The organism is Clostridium sp. JN-1, from assembly GCF_003718715.1.
Taxonomy (GTDB): Bacteria; Bacillota; Clostridia; order Clostridiales; family Clostridiaceae; genus Clostridium_AV.
In genome coordinates this window covers 1,242,139-1,260,880 of sequence record NZ_CP033465.1, presented here as the reverse complement: position 1 = coordinate 1,260,880, position 18,742 = coordinate 1,242,139, and the positions used below count along the sequence as shown (strand labels likewise).

Below are 18,742 nucleotides of genomic sequence, written 5' to 3'. Positions count from 1 at the left end.
TATTTTATTAAAATTAATACAATTGCCTAGTAGTAATTAAAACCTTTATCTTAATTTTTACCCATATACATTAAATTATAACATTAAACTGCTATTTCTATAAAATTATAGTTTTTCTATTTATTAATATACTTTTCATATTTAAGAGGCTCACCATACTCCCATGGTTTGTAATCATTGGCAAACTTAACTCTTTCCTCAAAAGTTGGATGATCATAATTCCACAATTTATATACAACGCCTGGTGAAGGAAGAATTAAACTATTTTGATGTAATTTTATAGTAGATGAAACCGCAGCTTCATTGTCTTTCGTAAGTTCCAATTCAAATCTATCTGCTTCAAATTCTGTATATCTTGAATAGCTATTTATTGCAGGAGTAATTATAAATACAAATAAATTTAATAATATTATCAAAAGTGGCAGCGATGCTGTATCATGTATTTGTGAGAATCCAAAATTTGAATTATTTATTACAAAAATAGCTGCTTTATTTACTATATAAAATATGAAAATAGATAGTATTCCCCCTAAAACTATGCTTTTCCAAATATGATTCATAACATAGTGTCCCATTTCATGTGCCAATACGCACAGTGTTTCCCTGTCCGTAAGCTTTTTAATTGTCGTATCCCATATTACTATTCTCTTGCTATTTAAAACTCCAGTCATGTATGCATTCATTTCATTTGTGTCAGCACTTTTATAAACTTCATATACATTACAATTCTCTATTCCTGCCCTTTTGAGCTCAGAATGTATTTTATTTTCTAAGTTTACATCTTGTACTTTCTGATACTTATTAAAAAGAGGATCAATGTACATAGGACTTATGAAAGTTACAAATGCCAATATTGGTATCATAAGAATTCCAAGGTAAAACCACCACGAATTTGGCAGTCTTTTCATTAACATATAAACAAAGTAAATAAAAAGTGAACCTGCAGAAGTTGTAATTATAAAACTTTTCAAAAAATCTGAAGTCCATTTAAAAAATGTCTGATTTGAAAGTCCATATATGTGCTTTAATGTAAATGTACTATAATAATTGAGAGGCAGCTCTAGTGCTGTGGTTATAATGCTGTAAATTAGGAAATATATCAAAAATGCAAAAAATACTATACTTGTTCTTTTAAACGCCCAATTTCTAATACCAGATGAAAGCCCTGAAGTCAAAAATATTAATGGTATTACAAAGCTTAATGAAAGTCTTATGAGCCATTGATTTACTATTATTCTATGGTACTCAATAGCTTTTTTTGCTGGCTTCTGAATAAGCTTAGTACCTTTATTCTCACTTTGATATGTATAGTCATTCATAAGCTCAGCATCATTTACGTTTTCTGTAATCTTTACGCTAAATACAAAAATAATAAAAAGAATTATAATCAAACTAGTTATAAATAAAAGTTTTTTTGACATAAACATTCCCCCTATCTAATATTATATTAGCTGCTTGCTAAATTCATTAGGCTTTTTGAGGAATATATTAATTTGGGTGTATTAATTCCTCAAACATTTTTTTAATGCTTATCATTCTTCAACTGGTCACCCAACTTAACCTATCTGTCAGCAATTGAACTCTAAACTAGTAGAAATTATAATTGCTGATATTACCGCGATTAACGCTTACGTCAAAGAAAACAGCCCCCAATTTTTTGAAACTCTTTTGTAAACTAAGTTTGGAACTAACTATTGAAAAATAAAACTTTATTTATAATTTAAAATTTAACTTATATGAAATGCAACTTTAAATGTTGAACCTTCTTTTGGAACACTTGATACGCTAATATCCCCTTTGTGTTCTTCAACTATTGTCTTTGCAATAGATAATCCAAGACCAAAATGCCCTTCTCTTCTAGCTCTGGATTTATCAATCTTATAAAATCTTTCAAATATTTTATCCAAATACTTTTCTTCTATGCCTTCTCCTGTGTCTGAAACTGATATTTCAATTTTATTTTTAATCATACTCATGATTACTTTAATACTTCCTCCTTTAGGAGTATGCTTTATTGCATTGTCAATTAAAATAACCATGAGTTGATTTATTCTGCCTTCATTACCGTTAAACCTCACGTTTTGTAAAATATTTGATTCTAATTTTATTTCGTGCTGCATGGCAATTGGTTCAAAGGATGATATTGATTTTATAACAGCACTACTCAAATCAAATTTTGAGGTTACAAAAGTATCCTTTCCAGAATCAGACCTTGCAAGAAAAAGTAAATCTTCTATTAGGTTAGTCATTCTCTCTGTTTCAATTTTTATATTTCCGAGCCATTTGCTTTGGCTTTCTACCGTTTCATCTCTATTATCCAATACCAAATCCAAGCTTGTTCTTATAACTGAAAGGGGAGTTCTTAATTCATGTGATGCATCTGCAACAAATGCCTTTTGTTTTTCCCACACATTTATGATTGGCTTAAGTGCTATATTTGATAAGAATAAACTTATTATAAATACAATTATAAGGCTAACCACACAAACTACTATGGATATTATAACGAGACTATGGAGTGCTGCATTATCAAATGATTTGTCTTGAAACACTATAATAAATCCATAATCTTTAGGCACTTTAATGTACCTAAGACTAAAGTTATCATAAGATACACTTCCTCTTTCAATTTGACTTTTAAATACCTTATTAACAAGTGTTTTGGATTCATCATTAGTGAGTTCAAAATTGCTCATAACTTCTATTATATTACCATTTTTGTCCGTTTTTATAATAAAACTCATTGGTCCTAGACTTCTCTCTTCATGTTCGTGCTTTGGAATAAATTCCATTTCTAAAGTCTTATCCATTCTCATATAAGCAGAATGATCAAAGTTGCTTTTCATAAGTACATATATACCTGAAAATATAGTTATAAGTAGTAAACTTGTTAATATCAAGTTAATCAATATGAGTTCTATTTTCAATTTACGAAACATATATCAGACCTCTTTTAGGCAGTAGCCTATTCCCCTTATAGTTTCAATTACAACATTACTATTTATATTCCTAAGTTTTTTTCTTAAATATGAAAAATATACTTCAATATTATTATTCATCTCTACATCTGAATCAATTCCCCAAACCCTATCCAAAATTTGATTCTTCGTTATAACTTGATTTTTATTACGTGCTAGAAGTTCTAGTAGTTGTGATTCCTTTGCTGTGAGCTTTACCTTATCTCCATCACATTCAATTTCAGCTTTAAGTGGATCAAACACTAATGATGATAATTTTATACTCCCATCTTGAATAAAATCAGTGTGCCTTCTTGAAAGCGCCCTTATTCTTGCAAGCAATTCTTTGGAGTCAAAAGGTTTTATTAAGTAGTCATCTGCTCCATTATCAAGTCCCTCTACTCTATCATCAATTGAATCCATAGCAGTAAGCATAATTACGGGTGTTTCAATTTTCTTATTTCTAATATTCTTTAAAATTTCAATTCCATTTTTGCCTGGTAGCATTCTATCCAAAATTATAATATCGTATATTTTACTCTGTGCCATCTCATCTCCTTCACTTCCATCATAAGCTACATCTACTATGTAGTTATTCTTTTTAAGAATGTAGGCAAGTGCATTAGAAAGCATAATTTCATCTTCAATTAAAAGTAATCTCATAATATCTCTCTCCTTCTATTAAATTATTATATAATAAAAAAATCTATGTTCAAACTTAATTTACAATTGCCATTAATTTTTTAAGTAATTTTTAAGGTTAATACCTCAAAATAGTAATTAATCAAAACATAGAAAATGAGGTGAATAAAATGCATAATATAGTTTACTCTGTAGTTGTTCCTCTGTATAATGAAGAACTTGTAGTTAAAGAAAGCTATAAAAGATTAAAAGACGTAATGGACACTACATGTGAAAATTATGAAATCATATTTATAAATGATGGAAGTATAGATAAAACTCGTAATATAACAGAAGAATTATGTAACAAAGATGAAAAAATAAAGCTTATTAATTTTTCCAGGAACTTTGGACATCAATGTGCAATAACTGCTGGAATGGAAAATTCAGTAGGAAAAGCTGTAATAGTCATAGATGCTGATCTTCAAGACCCACCCGAGGTAATGCTCGAGATGATTAAAAAATGGAAGCAAGGTTATGATGTTGTCTATGGGAAAAGAGCAAAAAGGGAAGGTGAATCCTTTTTTAAAAAATTTACAGCCAAATCATTTTATAGATTGTTAAAAAATATGACTAGTATAGACATTCCAGTTGATACTGGAGATTTTAGACTTATAGACAGGAAAGTATGTAATGCCTTAAATTCGCTTCCTGAAAGGAACAGATATGTACGTGGTCTTATAAGTTGGGTTGGATATAAGCAAACATTTGTTGAATTTGTAAGACATGAAAGATTTGCAGGAGATAGCAAATATCCTCTTAAGAAAATGATGAAATTAGCCTTTGATGGTATAACTTCATTCTCATATAAACCACTTATTCTTTCTGGTTATTTAGGAGGTCTTTCATTTTTCATTGGATTTGTTTCGCTTATAGTAAGCATTATTAAAAACTTATTAAGTGGAACCAGCATCATAAATACTGGTTTTGCCATGTCAATTAATTTTATAATGTTTGGATTATTATTTAGTTGTATAGGTATAATTGGACAATATCTTGGAAGAATTTTTGATGAAAGTAAAGCAAGACCTAATTATATTATTGAAAATATAGTTAGTAACAGGAGGGAGCAGTAAACATGGATCAATTAATAAAAACCATGGATTCTATTTTTAATGGAAAATTTAAAGTACTGAGTCGTTTTTCGACCACTGGTGTTTTAAATACATTAATAGATTTTATTGTATTTATGTTGTGTCAAAGTATACTTGGAATAAACTATGCTATAAGTCAGGTTATGGGATACAGCTTTGGAATTATAAATAGTTTTATATTTAATAAGAAATGGACATTTGAACGTGGAAGTTCAGATAAAAAGATAATTCATGAATTAGCACAATTTATTATAGTTAACTTAATTTCACTTATTGTAACTCTATTCTTGATAAAGTATCTAGTTGGCAGTTTTAATTTAAATGTATACCTATCAAAAATAATTGTAACACTCATAGCACAAGTTATAAATTTTGGATCATATAAACTTTGGATATTCAATTAGGGAGGAAAGCTATGAAAAAAATAAAATTTACAAAAGAACGCCTTGCAATAACTGTAGTACTTTTAATATCTACAATACTAAACTTTGGCAATTTAGCTATAGAAGGATACGGAAATGAATATTATGCTGCAGGAGTAAAAAGTATGCTCATGAGTTTTAAGAATTTCTTTTTCGTATCATTTGACCCAGCTGGATTTGTATCCATTGACAAACCACCTTTAGGTTTTTGGATACAAACAATATCTGCAAAAATATTTGGATTTAGCGGATGGAGCATATTAATTCCTCAAGCTCTTGCAGGAGTTATATCCATAGCTCTTATATATTATATAGTTAAAAGATCTTTTGGACATATATCTGGACTGATTTCGGCTATATGCCTTGCCATAACACCAGTTTTTGTTGCTGCAAGTAAAAATAATACCATAGATAATCTTTTAGTAGTTACATTACTTATAGCTTGCTTGTTTTTATCTAAAGCTGCTGAAAAAGGCAAACTTAAATATCTCATTATAAGCCTGGCGCTTGTAGGAGTTGGTTTTAATATAAAAATGCTCGAAGCTTACATGATATGTCCTGCAATATATATAACATATTTAATTTCCTCAGCCGTACCTGCAAAGCAAAGAATAAAACATCTTATTATAAGCACAGTTGTACTTGTTGTAATATCCTTATCATGGGCAGTAACAGTTGACTTAATTCCATCTCAAAATAGACCATTTGTAGGTAGTAGCACAAATAATACCATAATGGAACTTATACTTGGACATAATGGATTGGAAAGACTTAGCCGCAATAGTGGTGGTATGGGTGGCGGATTTAATGCCGGCTCACAGGGACAAATGAGAAATTTTAAAAACAAATCAAATGATAGAACCACTACTTCTCAAAATAATATTCACGGAAATAATCATCAAGGTATGACACCACCATCAGGTTGGCAACAAAATTCTAAATCACATCAAAATATGCCTGAAGGACCTGATGGTCAAAGATTAAATAACAGTAGTCCTGGTAGTGGTGGTCCTAGTGGAGCTAATGGACTTTCAGGAAATTTTGGAGGCCAGACACAATCAGGCTTTACAAGACTGTTTTCTAAAAATGTTTTATCAGATCAAATAATTTGGTTTTTACCTTTATCATTCTTAGGATTTATAGCTGCTGCAATAGTAGAAAAGCTTAAATTTCCTTTCAATGACAAAAAGAAACTTGATTTAATACTATGGATAGCATGGCTTGTACCAGAATTTATATACTTTAGTTTTACAAAAGGATTGTTCCATCAATACTATTTAACAATGATGGCTCCACCAATTGCAGCATTATCCGGAATAGGACTCACTTCAATGTGGAAGCTTTATAAACAAAGTGGAATTAAATCATGGCTATTACCTATATCATTTATTGTAGAAGGATTAGTAAACCTACTCATGTTATCATACTTTAATACTATACCAACTACTATTAAATATATGATTATAACAGCTATAGTTTTGTGTTTTGCATCATCAATATTTCTCATATTGTACAAAGCAGCAAAGAAAAAAAGTTTGAATAGTGAAGAAAACAAGATCAATTTTTCCAAGATATTTACAGCTATTGCTCTTATAGGTATTCTGACTACACCTGCAATTGGCTCTGCTGCCACTCTAACTCATAGTGTAAATGGAACTATGCCTGCTGCAGGATTGGAACTTTTGACAAATGGTGAATCAGATAATCGTATGATAATGGGACGTGAAAATAACACTAGTAATCAAAAACTCATAAAATTCCTAGATAGTCATGTTACAAATGAAAAATATGCACTTGTTGTATCAAGTTCTACTTCTGCTGAAGGCATAATACTTGAAAGTGGCAAGAGCATTATGGCTCTTGGAGGTTTCTCTGGCTCAGATAAAATATTAAATTTAAATCAGTTTAAAGAGATAGTTAAAAAAGGTGAAGTAAGATATGTACTCACAGGAGGCATTGGAGGAAGAGATTCAGAAGATATTATGAACTGGGTTCAGAAAAATGGAAAAGTAGTTTCAGAAAGTGAATGGAAAGAAACTAATAATTACGAACATATTAAAAATCCATCAAATAGTAATAATACTAAAAGTAACACAAAAGATCAAAATTCGAGATTTGCTGGAATGGGCGTCATGAATAATGAAACACTATATGATTTAAAAGATACTGTAAAATAAGATTCATATAATATATAAAAGAGGCTATTTCAAGGTAATTAAAAATTTTCTTAAAAATAGCCTCTTTTCTTTAAGTTATTTATATAAGAACTTTTTAACTTTAGTATATGAATCTTTGTTTCCTATAAAGATAAAAAAATCTTTTTCTTTAAAAACAGCAGTAGGTCCTGGAGAAATTATCAATCTGTTATTTCTTCTAATTGCAATTATAGTAGCACCTGTGTTTTGCCAAAACTTAACTTCACTTGCAGTTTTCCCTATAATTTTAAGCCCACTATGTATTTCAAATTCAAATGGAACAAATGGACTGCTGTTATTGAAACGGTTTAAATAATCAATAATTTGATTGATTACACTTTCTATTTTACATTCAATTTCCCTTTTATCTTCTGCTAATGTAATTACTTCTTCTTTTAAGAGGTTGATAGAATCAATTTCTTTAAATTTGTCAATAAACTTTAACGAGTTATCCACAGATTTTACAATTATTCCGCTTCCTTTATTTACATCTACTATTTCCATGTCATGTAGTAAATTTATAGCTCTTCGTATAGTCTCCGGTGACACATTGTATTCACTTGAAAGAGTTGACCTTCCATAAATTTTAGTTCCTACTGCAAAATGACCTGAAACTATCCTGTTTGCTATATCAATGGCTATTTTCTGATAAATAGGTTTCGTAATTAATTCACTAGACATTATAAATTTTGTTAAAAGGTAATAGACTTTTAACAAAATTCCTCCTTTCGTTATATAGTTTTCAGCATATCTTTTAATTATAGGTTCTAAACGTGTATATGTAAAGCAGGATAATTAAGAACTAATTACGTTAGACTTAAGGAAATTCAATATACAATTCAAAAGCTGATAATGATACAATATAATGCTTAATAGTTAGGATTTCCTATTTTAGTGCGCTAATTTACATATATATGCTTAATTACCTCCAATTTAATATGGATGTCCTCATATATTTTTGTTAAAATTACACTCATGAATAACTAATAAAAATATGCCGAATCTCCTTTATGGAGTACGGGGGATTTATTATGGGGTGAATCTTAGTTTTATTAAGTAGGGTACCTCTAACCCGAACCCGCCAACTAACCTCGAAGGCAAGATGGAGGAATAATTTATGTCAAAATTTAAATGCATCAAAACTTTACTTGTAAGTCTATCATTATCATTATTTGCTTTTAGTTCTGTACAAGCTGCTAGTTATAAGGTTACATCAGGTGATTCTCTTTTTACCATAGGTAAACTTTTTTACACTACCTCAGGCACCCTCATGAAAAATAATAACTTGACAAGTTCAGCTATATATCCGGGTCAAGTGTTGAATGTACCTGCTGATGTTTACACTATAAAAAGTGGTGATACCTTATATCTTATAGCTAAAAAATATGGTATTACGACAAATCAATTAAAAAAAGCAAATGATAAATGGGATGATATGATTTACCCAGGTCAAAAATTAATTGTACCTGCAGCAACAGCAGATACTAGCAATAGTAATAGTGGACAAGCTGTTCAATCAAATACTACTGCTAAACCTATAGTTGCATATAATACTAATGATTTAGATCTTTTAGCTAGATTAGTAATGTCAGAAGCACAAGGGCAACCTTATACAGCTCAAGTAGGTGTAGCTTCTGTAGTTTTAAATAGAGTTAAAAGTAGTGAATTCCCAAATTCAATAAGCTCAGTTATTTATCAAAAATCCGATGGATACTATCAGTTTACTCCAGTTGAAAATGGATTCATAAATAATCCTGCTTCAGATGAAGCAAAAAAGGCTGCTTATGATGCTCTATATGGATCTGATCCAACAAATGGTGCAATATACTACTTTGACGACAGTGCAACTAATACATGGCTGTGGTCAAGACCTATAACTTTAAGAACTGGTAAAATGGTATTTACACATTAATTAAAGCAGAGGATAAACCTCTGCTTTTTTATTTAAAGTAAAATGTTACCGGCACTTTTTTTACTCTTAACTTTCGTTATACTATCTCTAGTTTCTCAATTTTTATACTAAACTTTATCACTTTCTCATCCTTAGCTTACTTCTATTATATGAAAACACGTAACAATTGTGATAATAATGAATCATTTTTGTATTGATATCCATTTAAATTGCTCCTTACTTACTATAATTTAATATGTTTAGTTATATAATATATTTAGTATATGATTAATTTAAACATATGTACACTAGATAATATATAGAAGGTGATATTAATGCTTGACATTTGTCTATTAGGCTGCGGTGGTAATTATCCTACTCCTCAAAGAAATTTAACATCTCTTTTAGTTTCTTATGAAGGGGAAAAAATTTTAATTGACTGTGGAGAAGGCACACAAGTATCAATGAAAATTTTAGGATCAGGATTTAAGGAAATAAGTGCAATATGCTTTACACATTATCATGCAGATCATGTTGTTGGGCTTCCAGGACTTCTCCTTACAATTGCAAACTCCGGCAGAACAAAACCACTTACAATTATAGGTCCAGATAATTTATGTAAAGTTGTAAAAGGACTTACTGTAATATGCCCTCATTTGCCTTATAACTTAAATTTAATAGAATTAACATGTGACAACCTCGAAAATTTCAAATATAAAATATTTCAAATGGAAAATATAGAAATGTATGCAGTACCAGTTGAACACAGTCTGCCGTGCTTAGCATATTCAATAATCATAAAGCGAAATAGAAAATTCGACAGAAAAAAAGCAGTTGAACATAAAGTACCAATGAAGTTATGGAATATACTTCAAAAAGGTGAATCTTTAAGTTACCAAGGTATAAAATATACACCCGACATGGTACTTGGAGAAGAGAGAAAAGGAATAAAATTATGTTATTCTACAGATACAAGACCTACATATGGATTAATTGACCTTTCATCAAATTCTGATCTTTTTATATGCGAAGGTATGTATGGTGATAACGAAAAATTGGATAATGCAATTAAAAATAAACATATGCTCTTTTCGGAAGCTGCAAAGATTGCCCGTGAAGCAAAAGTTAAAGAATTGTGGCTTACTCACTTTAGCCCATCATTAAGTGATCCAAATTGTTATCTTGAAGAAACAAAAAAAATTTTTAACAATACACACTTAGGATGCGATAGGAAATTTAAAAGTTTAAATTTTAGCAGTATTTTGTAACAATTCAACGTGGTTCATACAGAATTAAAAATGAAGAAACTAAAAACTTAAATGAAGGGTATAGAATATAAATTAAATTGATTTATATTCTATACCCTTTTATTATCTAATCAAAGTATAATATTAATTAACTATTTTACGCCCTTTTCGTAGGCTTCCACCATTTTTTTTGTCATCTGACCTCCTACGGAACCATTTTGTCTAGATGTAAGATCTCCATTATATCCTTCTTTTAAATCAACTCCAACTTCTTTTGCTGCTTCCATTTTAAACTTATTTAAACCTTCCTTAGCTTCTGGAACTAATACTCTATTTCCTCTACTTGCCATAATTGTTTCCTCCTTTTAAATTTATTAAGTTATTTTGTTTACACTAAAAGTTTGTGTATTTTTAATATTATTACTCTATTTAATTAAAGGAAATACATACAGCATTTACTTCACAGCGTTCTTTTTTACATTATTCTCTCTAATGTCCACTTTTACATTTTCTAAATCATTCTTTAATAGTTCATTATCATACTTTTCTTCAATCTTAAATTGTAATCTTAAAAATTCAGTAAGATTGTCCTGATTTATTTTTTGTTTAAACTTTTTTTTTGCATCCCTTTTTGCTAACTTATTCACCAACTCCCTATAAAATACATTTTCATCATAATTCTGAATTTTTCTTTCAACTTCTTTGTCAAATTTATACGTTGGAAAATATACATCATACTCATTACTATAATCTACATAATCCCTATAACCAAAATGACTACAAAACGAATATATGTAGTTTTCTATGCCTTCATACTTTCCCTCTATTTCAGAAGGAACATTGAAATCATTGACAATGCTGTCGCCTAAATATACCAACTCCATAAGTACTTTAAACTGTTCTTTAGTAAAATCAATTTTCACTTTTATCACCTTCTAAAAAATTTAATATAATTTAACATCTATACTATTTAATTATAACAAATTTTCTTAATTTTTGGTATTACTATAACTTTAAATTTTTAATGTTATTACCAATTTACATGCAAAATAAATCCATTTCAAACTATCTATTTAAATTATTTGTTTTTAATCATAAATATTTCTACATTTAAACTAAAATAAAGTTGATATTTAAAATATCCTAGGTGTAAAATATCTCTATAAGTATTTTAATTGGAGCTAATAAATACAAAAAAACTTAAAATATTATAAAAGATAAGGAGAATTACTTTGAATCCAATAGCATTTTCAATTTTCGGTTTAGATATAAGATGGTATGGAGTTTTAATTGCCTCAGGTATTTTAATTGGGCTATTAATTGCAAACTATACCTGCAAAATAAGAAATTTAAATTACGATACTCTTTTAGATATAGTATTAGTCTGCCTTCCAATAGGTATAGTAGGTGCGCGAGCTTATTATGTTTTATTTAACCTAGAAGACTATGACAGCTTAATTTCAGCTATAAATATCAGGCAAGGTGGTCTTGCTGTACATGGCGGTCTTATCTTTGGGCTTACAGCTGCAATACTATACTGCAGACACAGAAAAGTAAACTTTTTAGATTATGCTGACATTGCCGTTCCATCCATAATATTTGCACAAGCACTTGGAAGATGGGGAAATTTTTTCAACGGTGAAGCTCACGGCAGTCCTGTATCATATAGTTTTATACAGCACTTTCCACACTTTATACAAAAAGGTATGTACATTGATGGAACCTATTTTAATCCAACATTTTTATATGAATCAGTATGGGATTTACTTGTCTTTATAATTCTAATATATCTTATACAAAGATTTAGAAAACGCGGTTTAATATTATTTAGTTACATAGGTTTGTATTCAATAGGAAGATTTTTCATAGAAGGAATGAGGACAGATAGTTTGCTCTTAGGTCCGCTTAAGATGGCTCAACTTGTCAGCCTTGCAGGAATCACTGCATGGATAATTTTCTTGATATATGCATTTAAAACAAATAAACTTCAAAATAATAAATAGAGCTGTCTCGAGATGATTTTTTTGAAACCCCATGAATCATTTTGAGACAGCCTCTTGTATATTTTAAAGCTAAAATACACAAGCTATATACCGAGGAGATGATACCATATGTCTAGAAGAAGAATTTTAGTTCCTGAAGCTAAAGTCAAATTAGATAAATTTAAAATTGAAACAGCAAAAGAGTTGTCAGAATACAACAAAAATCATAAAGAAAAACAGCTTAACGTGGGCGGACACATGGTTAAAAAAATGGTTGAAGATTATGAAAAAAAATTAAAATAACTGCGTAAAGTAAATAATCTGTGAAAACTCTTTTTAGAACATTCACAGATTATTTTTATGTTTAAATTTTATTAATTAAAATAGATTTGAAAAAAAGCTTTTTATTGAACTCATAAGTTTATCAAAAAATCCTTGAGCTTGATCACTTGTCATAACATTTTTTAACTTGCCTGCAACGTCATTCAATTGACCTTTTACATCTGAAAAGTTTAAATTGAGACCATTTATTTTGTTCATAAGTTCAGTTATCTTATCAATATCACCCGAGCTAAGATTTACATTGTAGTTATTAGTTACATTTTCAACTATTTTTTTTACTTCTTCTGTATCCTTAGGTTTGTCCTTGATAACCTGTGTTTTAATGTCATTCATAAGACCTGCTGCCTTATCTTTTCCTATTTCGTCACCAATTTCACCTGTAGTCACAAGTTCATCATTTGCAACTTTCTTTTTATCTTCATCAATTTTAGTTCCACTGCTGCTATTTTCAAATCCTTTAAGAATTCCTGTAAGAGCTGCAGTACCTGATACATTAAAAGGAGCAGCAGCTTTTACATTTGCATTTTTTATTCCAGCTGTAATCAATGCATTTTTTATCATATTGCTGTTAACCCAATATATGTTATTTGTTGACACATTTAATCCGCCGCTTGTTGTTGGTTCTACATAAGAACACGATATTGATTTTGTACCTATTTTACTGCTATCAGCTGTGTTTCCAAGATACTTTTTTTCTTCGTCAATATTAACTTGTATTATATTTGCCTGATCTTTAGTAACATTAAAATATTTAAGCATATCATTTTTCTGTGATTCTGTAAGATCACCGCCTAGTGTAACAACCTTGTATGCATCTGCGTAAACTTTATTTCCTGGTATACATACTGCAGATAACATTATAAATACTATCAATAATTTACTCATTAACGCTTTAACTTTCATATTTAAACTTCCTTCCTTATCTTAGATATTATAAATCTACATCATTAATATACACTACATTGAGCAATAAAAAAAGCCTCAAAATTGAACCTCTTGTAATTATATTATCATATTTCTACAATTATACTTAATACCAGTAAACTGACATAAAAATAGCATGGAAATACCCTACTTTAGCAGGTATTTTCATGCTATTTATTTAAAATGTATAATTATTTTTCAAACTTGACTGGGAAACCTATTACTTTCTTACTTTTTGCCCATTTCTTTTGATTTTTTTATGCAGTCTGCAGCTGCCTTTATGACAGCACTTCTAAATCCAAGTGACTCAAGTGTTGCCACAGCGTCAATAGTTGTACCAGCTGGAGAACATACCATATCTTTAAGTTCTCCTGGATGTTTGTTGAGTTCAAGCACCATTTTTGCTGAACCTAAAACAGCTTGTGCTGCAAACTTATAAGCCTTATCCCTTGGCATTCCACCCATTACTCCAGCATCTGCAAGTGCTTCAATAAACATAAATACATATGCTGGTGAAGATCCACTTATCCCAACAACGCTATCAATTAAATATTCTGGAATAATTTCTGCTTTTCCAAAACTTTCAAATATACTTTTTACAAATTCAAGTTCTTCATCCTTGACATTTTTGTTTCTACATATTCCTGCCATTCCCTCATTTACAAGTGCAGGAGTATTAGGCATAGTCCTTATTATTTTTTTATCACATCCAAGAATAGCTTCAATACTTTCAATTGACCTTCCAGCTGCAATTGAAACTATGATTTTATCTGGTGTAACATACTTTTCTATTGAATTTAACACAGTATCGTATACATTAGGTTTTACTGCTAGAAAAATTATATCACACTTTTCCACAAGTTTTGTAGAATCTACTGTAACTTTAACACCATATTTATCAGATACCTTTTGAATCTTAGACTCATCTATATCTGATACAATTATATTTTTACTTTCAACTAAGCCCGACTTTACTATACCGCCTATTATAGCTTGCCCCATATTACCAGAGCCAATAAATCCAATTAACTTGTTCATTATCATTACTCCTCACTTAAATTAATTAAAACTTTGTTCAGTTCTAGCGATAATTTCATCTTGAAGATCTTTTCCAAGATTGTTGAAATGATCACTATATCCTGCAACTCTGACTATTAAATCCTTATATTCATCAGGATTTTTTTGTGCATCAATTAATGTTTTTCTATCTATAACGTTAAATTGAATGTGATGTCCATCTATACTAAAATATGCCCTTATAAGTGCAGCTAAATTTTCTAATCCAGAATCACCTGCAAGTGCTGATGGAGTAAACTTTTGATTTAAGAGTGTACCACCTGTTCTCAAATGATCCATCTTAGATGCTGATTTTATAACAGCAGTTGGTCCATTTGTATCAGCACTTTTTTCTGGAGAAATTCCATCAGATAAAGGTTTATTACTAAACCTTCCATTTGGAGATGCACCCATTACCGAACCAAAATAAACATGACATGTTGTAGGAAGCATATCTATTCTATAATATCCTCCTTTCATGTTTTTTCTTCCATTTACTTCATCATAAAAAGCATTAAATGCATCAATCATAACACTATCAGCATAGTCATCATCATTACCATACTTAGGTGTTTTATTCATGACTATATTATATATACGTTCATGCCCTACAAAATTATCATCCACTGCATCCATCAATTCCTGCATTGTAAAATTCTTCTTCTCATACACATTGTACTTTAGTGAAATCAAACTATCACTTAAAGTTCCTATACCAACACCTTGAATATAATTTGTGTTGTATCTTGCACCCCCTGCATTATAATCCATACCTTTGCTTATACAATCACTTGTGATTATAGATAGAAATACTGCAGGCATATATTTAGCATATATCTTTTCAATAGTATTATTTCCCCTGACTTTTATATCAATAAAATAATGCATCTGCTTTTTAAAAGCTTCAAATAGTTCATCATAACTCTTATAATTAGCAGCATATCCAGTTTTAAGTCCAAGCTGTTTATTGGAGTTTTTATCAAAACCATTATTTAAGGTAAGTTCTAAAACTTTAGGTGTGTTAAAATATCCAGTTAAAATATACGCTTCTTTTCCAAATGCACCTGTTTCAACACATCCACTTGCTCCACCTTCTCTTGCATCAGTAATGTCCTTGCCTGCACGCATGAGTTCTTGGACTATTGAATCAGTGTTGTACATTGCAGGCTGTCCCCAGCCTTTTCTTGATATTTCACAAGCTCTCTTTAAAAATGCATGAGGTGTTTTCTTACTTATTTGAACATTTGAACTAGGTTGAGTAAGTTTCATTTCATCCATTACATCTAATATAATGTAGCTAACTTCATTTACTCCATTTGAGCCGTCCGGCTTGATTCCTCCTGTATTTATATTTGCAAAATCAGTGTAAGTACTGCTTTCCTTAAGTGTTATACCAACCTTAGGAGGTGCTGGCTGGTTGTTAAATTTAATCCAAAGACATTCAAGCAGTTCTTTTGCACTTTCTCTTGTCAAACTTCCATCTTCTATTCCCTTCTTATAAAAAGGATAAATATGTTGATCCAAACGTCCGGGAGTAAGTGCATCCCATGGATTGAGTTCAGTTGTTACACCTATATGAACGAACCAATACATTTGAATTGCCTGTGCAAATGTTTCGGGTTTATGTGCTGGAACCGCATCACAATTTGATGCTATCCAAAGTAATTCTTCTCTTCTCTTTTCATCCTTTTCAACTTTGGCAAGCTCTCTTGCATAATCTGCATATCTTTTACCTAAACTTATAATTGCATCACAGCATATTTTCATAGCTTCAAGTTCTGCCTTTTTATCATAAGCCATTTCATCATTATAGTAGTCAAGTGCATCAATTGACTTATCTATATCTGCCTTAAAATCGAGGAATCCTTTTCTGTATATTTTTCCATCCGCTCCAGTATGTCCAGGTCCCCTTTGTTCCATGAATTCAGTAAACATACCGCTTTCATAACAATCTTTCCATTCAGGTGTCATACGATCAAAAATCAATTTTCTAATTGATCTATTTTGCCAATAAGGTATGATTTCACTAGCTTGCATTTTTTTTGCTTCATCACTTACCTTAAATGATATCTTTTCTCTTTTATCAATTACATCAAAATCTTCTAATGTGTGGCAGCAAAGTTCTGGAAAAGTTGGTGATGATTGAGGTTTTTCACCTTTCTCACCTACAATTAATTCACCATTATTAATACACAGTTTTTTGTTCTCCATTATATGCTTAAATGTTAAAGCCCTAAGTATTGGTATGTCAACACTTCCTTCATATTTTTTGTATGCTTCTGTAACTAATAGAGCTCTCTCAATTGACAAAGTTGGTTTTGTAGTAACACTTTGTTTCCTTAACTTTTTTATTCTATCATTCATTCCTCTTTCCATAAAATTAACCCCCTATTTTTACTTTATAACCATTACTTCTAAACATGTTTTCAATTTCACACATTCTTTCATCTGAAGGTTTTTTCATTGACTCATTGTTATAGCTTCTATTTAATATAGCATATTTACCTTTTCCAGTATCATGATAAGGCAGTAAATTTATCGATAATATATTGCACTTTCTGATAACGTTTAAAACACTAATTACAAAATCATCACTTGTATTTATTCCCTCTATAAGTGGTATTCTCAAATTTATATTTGCACCTATATCAGATAGTTGTTTTAAATTTTCAAGTATCAACTTATTGCTAACTCCTGTATATTTTTTATGCAAATCTTCATCTATGAGCTTTATATCATACAAAAATAAATCTATATAATCCTTTATTCTCTCAAAATAACTAAAAGGAGCATATCCCGAGGTATCTAGTGCAACAGGAATATTTTCATATTTGCATCTCTTTGCAAGGTCTTCTACAAAATCAATTTGAGATATTGCTTCTCCTCCAGAAAAAGTTACTCCACCACCTGAATTTTCATAAAAAATAGTATCTTTTTTTATTTCTTTCATTAACTCATTAATTGTGTATTCCTTTCCTATAATCTGTCTGACATTATTTACACAAAGGTCAATGCAATTTTCACAATAAACGCACTTGTCTAAATCGTTTTCAACATGATTTTGATTTATGCTTATAACACCGCTATTGCATCCTTTTATACACTTGCCGCAGTTAGTACACTTTTCTTTATCAATCATGAGTTCTTTATGAAATTCTTGACCTTCAGGATTATGACACCACATACATTTTAATGGGCATCCTTTAAAAAATACAGTTGTTCTTATTCCGGGTCCATCATGTATGCAAAATTTCTGAATGTTAAAAATTATCCCTTTGATCATTACCCCTCCTCCAAATATATCCATAATTTCATTGTAAGCCCATCTTTTCAAAAATGTCAATATGAAATTCATAAATGTAAATTTTACTTCTATATTAGGAAAACTATAACATAACATTTTAAAGTAAAAAGATATTAGGAAAATCTTTAGTATATTAAATTATAAAAAAGCCAATATTAAAGGTGTAATTATTAAATTTAAAATAATAGGAAGGTAAAATACAATGTCAGACGAGCAATTTTTTCAAGATATATATAATGCAGCATCTGCAACTGCCAATGAGTATAATGTTGAATCTATATATTCCATTCAAGTAATCAATCATCTGATAAATTCTTTTGGAAGAGAGAATATTAAGTGGTTCTATACTACTTGGAATAGGATTCAAAAACAATATAGTTAAATTCTATAAATTAATTTTGTTACTTTGTTTACAATTATGAAGTTTATTTATTTAAATATATATCTTGATAAAAGTAAATAACTAACCATTAATCACAGTATAATTTATGAAGCAATTACTACTAATTTTCAGATGCTGCTAAAGTTATTTAATGATATATTATACTTGAAACATTGCATTATTAATAAAACATATCAATCAACCAGAAAGTATTTTTATTAATACAATAGATACTTTCTGGTTACATTTTTTGTGAAAATATAAT

The 18,742-nt window shown here is 29.8% G+C and carries 18 protein-coding genes and 1 riboswitch; of the genes, 8 read left to right on the top strand and 10 right to left on the bottom strand.

Features of this window, described 5'->3' with window-relative positions; translation table 11 throughout:
- Positions 1-116 precede the first annotated feature (116 nt).
- The 3 genes from EBB51_RS06210 to EBB51_RS06200 form a co-directional block, all read right to left on the bottom strand.
- Positions 117-1,421, bottom strand: a complete 1,305-nt coding sequence (locus EBB51_RS06210) for a M48 family metallopeptidase (RefSeq protein WP_123053669.1) — start codon at positions 1,419-1,421, stop codon at positions 117-119.
- Between the two features lie 306 nt (positions 1,422-1,727).
- Positions 1,728-2,939, bottom strand: a complete 1,212-nt coding sequence (locus EBB51_RS06205) for an ATP-binding protein (protein ID WP_123053668.1) — start codon at positions 2,937-2,939, stop codon at positions 1,728-1,730.
- 3 nt (positions 2,940-2,942) lie between these two features.
- Positions 2,943-3,620 (bottom strand): response regulator transcription factor, encoded by a 678-nt coding sequence (locus EBB51_RS06200; protein ID WP_123053667.1) that lies wholly within the window; start codon positions 3,618-3,620, stop codon positions 2,943-2,945.
- A gap of 149 nt (positions 3,621-3,769) precedes the next feature.
- Here EBB51_RS06200 and EBB51_RS06195 point away from each other — a divergent pair, with 149 nt between their 5' ends.
- Genes EBB51_RS06195 through EBB51_RS06185 form a run of 3 tightly spaced genes read left to right on the top strand, consistent with a single transcriptional unit; the run spans position 3,770 to position 7,331 of the window.
- Complete coding sequence (locus EBB51_RS06195) at positions 3,770-4,714, top strand: glycosyltransferase family 2 protein (RefSeq protein ID WP_123053666.1); 945 nt, start codon at positions 3,770-3,772, stop codon at positions 4,712-4,714.
- Between the two features lie 2 nt (positions 4,715-4,716).
- Positions 4,717-5,136 carry a GtrA family protein gene (locus tag EBB51_RS06190; RefSeq protein ID WP_123053665.1) on the top strand — a complete coding sequence of 140 codons (420 nt, stop codon included), beginning with the start codon at positions 4,717-4,719 and terminating at the stop codon, positions 5,134-5,136.
- 11 nt (positions 5,137-5,147) lie between these two features.
- Positions 5,148-7,331, top strand: a complete 2,184-nt coding sequence (locus EBB51_RS06185; protein ID WP_123053664.1) for a glycosyltransferase family 39 protein — start codon at positions 5,148-5,150, stop codon at positions 7,329-7,331.
- 75 nt (positions 7,332-7,406) lie between these two features.
- On the opposite strand, the gene EBB51_RS06180 is transcribed toward EBB51_RS06185, so the two are convergent.
- Positions 7,407-8,030: a TrkA C-terminal domain-containing protein gene (locus EBB51_RS06180; RefSeq protein WP_123054995.1), complete on the bottom strand. Its 624-nt coding sequence runs from the start codon at positions 8,028-8,030 to the stop codon at positions 7,407-7,409.
- 304 nt (positions 8,031-8,334) lie between these two features.
- Positions 8,335-8,464, top strand: a riboswitch (cyclic di-AMP (ydaO/yuaA leader).
- A gap of 2 nt (positions 8,465-8,466) precedes the next feature.
- Between EBB51_RS06180 and EBB51_RS06175 the strand changes: the two genes are divergently transcribed.
- Positions 8,467-9,261 carry a LysM peptidoglycan-binding domain-containing protein gene (locus tag EBB51_RS06175; RefSeq protein WP_123053663.1) on the top strand — a complete coding sequence of 265 codons (795 nt, stop codon included), beginning with the start codon at positions 8,467-8,469 and terminating at the stop codon, positions 9,259-9,261.
- 314 nt (positions 9,262-9,575) lie between these two features.
- On the top strand, positions 9,576-10,508 hold the full coding sequence (locus tag EBB51_RS06170) for a ribonuclease Z (protein WP_123053662.1): 933 nt from the start codon (positions 9,576-9,578) through the stop codon (positions 10,506-10,508).
- Between the two features lie 131 nt (positions 10,509-10,639).
- On the opposite strand, the gene EBB51_RS06165 is transcribed toward EBB51_RS06170, so the two are convergent.
- Positions 10,640-10,837, bottom strand: coding sequence for an alpha/beta-type small acid-soluble spore protein (locus EBB51_RS06165; RefSeq protein ID WP_123053661.1), 198 nt, complete (start codon positions 10,835-10,837; stop codon positions 10,640-10,642).
- Positions 10,838-10,942: 105 nt separating this feature from the next.
- Positions 10,943-11,410 (bottom strand): hypothetical protein, encoded by a 468-nt coding sequence (locus EBB51_RS06160; RefSeq protein ID WP_123053660.1) that lies wholly within the window; start codon positions 11,408-11,410, stop codon positions 10,943-10,945.
- Between the two features lie 309 nt (positions 11,411-11,719).
- On the opposite strand from EBB51_RS06160, the gene lgt reads away from it, so the two are divergent.
- The gene (gene lgt, locus EBB51_RS06155) at positions 11,720-12,490 is read left to right on the top strand and encodes a prolipoprotein diacylglyceryl transferase (protein ID WP_123053659.1); all 771 of its coding nucleotides are present in this window, start codon (positions 11,720-11,722) and stop codon (positions 12,488-12,490) included.
- 108 nt (positions 12,491-12,598) lie between these two features.
- Positions 12,599-12,772, top strand: coding sequence for an alpha/beta-type small acid-soluble spore protein (locus EBB51_RS06150; RefSeq protein WP_123053658.1), 174 nt, complete (start codon positions 12,599-12,601; stop codon positions 12,770-12,772).
- Positions 12,773-12,847: 75 nt separating this feature from the next.
- Here the strand turns inward: EBB51_RS06150 and EBB51_RS06145 are convergent, their stop codons facing one another.
- The 4 genes from EBB51_RS06145 to EBB51_RS06130 all read right to left on the bottom strand — a co-directional run bounded on the left by EBB51_RS06145 (position 12,848) and on the right by EBB51_RS06130 (position 18,074).
- Positions 12,848-13,714 (bottom strand): DUF1002 domain-containing protein, encoded by an 867-nt coding sequence (locus EBB51_RS06145; RefSeq protein WP_123053657.1) that lies wholly within the window; start codon positions 13,712-13,714, stop codon positions 12,848-12,850.
- A 249-nt stretch (positions 13,715-13,963) separates the two neighbouring features.
- Positions 13,964-14,773, bottom strand: coding sequence for a pyrroline-5-carboxylate reductase (gene proC / locus EBB51_RS06140; protein WP_123053656.1), 810 nt, complete (start codon positions 14,771-14,773; stop codon positions 13,964-13,966).
- Between the two features lie 21 nt (positions 14,774-14,794).
- The gene (hypD, locus tag EBB51_RS06135; protein ID WP_123053655.1) at positions 14,795-17,167 is read right to left on the bottom strand and encodes a trans-4-hydroxy-L-proline dehydratase; all 2,373 of its coding nucleotides are present in this window, start codon (positions 17,165-17,167) and stop codon (positions 14,795-14,797) included.
- A 4-nt stretch (positions 17,168-17,171) separates the two neighbouring features.
- The gene (locus tag EBB51_RS06130; protein WP_123053654.1) at positions 17,172-18,074 is read right to left on the bottom strand and encodes a trans-4-hydroxy-L-proline dehydratase activase; all 903 of its coding nucleotides are present in this window, start codon (positions 18,072-18,074) and stop codon (positions 17,172-17,174) included.
- 223 nt (positions 18,075-18,297) lie between these two features.
- Between EBB51_RS06130 and EBB51_RS06125 the strand changes: the two genes are divergently transcribed.
- On the top strand, positions 18,298-18,477 hold the full coding sequence (locus tag EBB51_RS06125) for a hypothetical protein (protein WP_123053653.1): 180 nt from the start codon (positions 18,298-18,300) through the stop codon (positions 18,475-18,477).
- Positions 18,478-18,742: the final 265 nt, after the last annotated feature.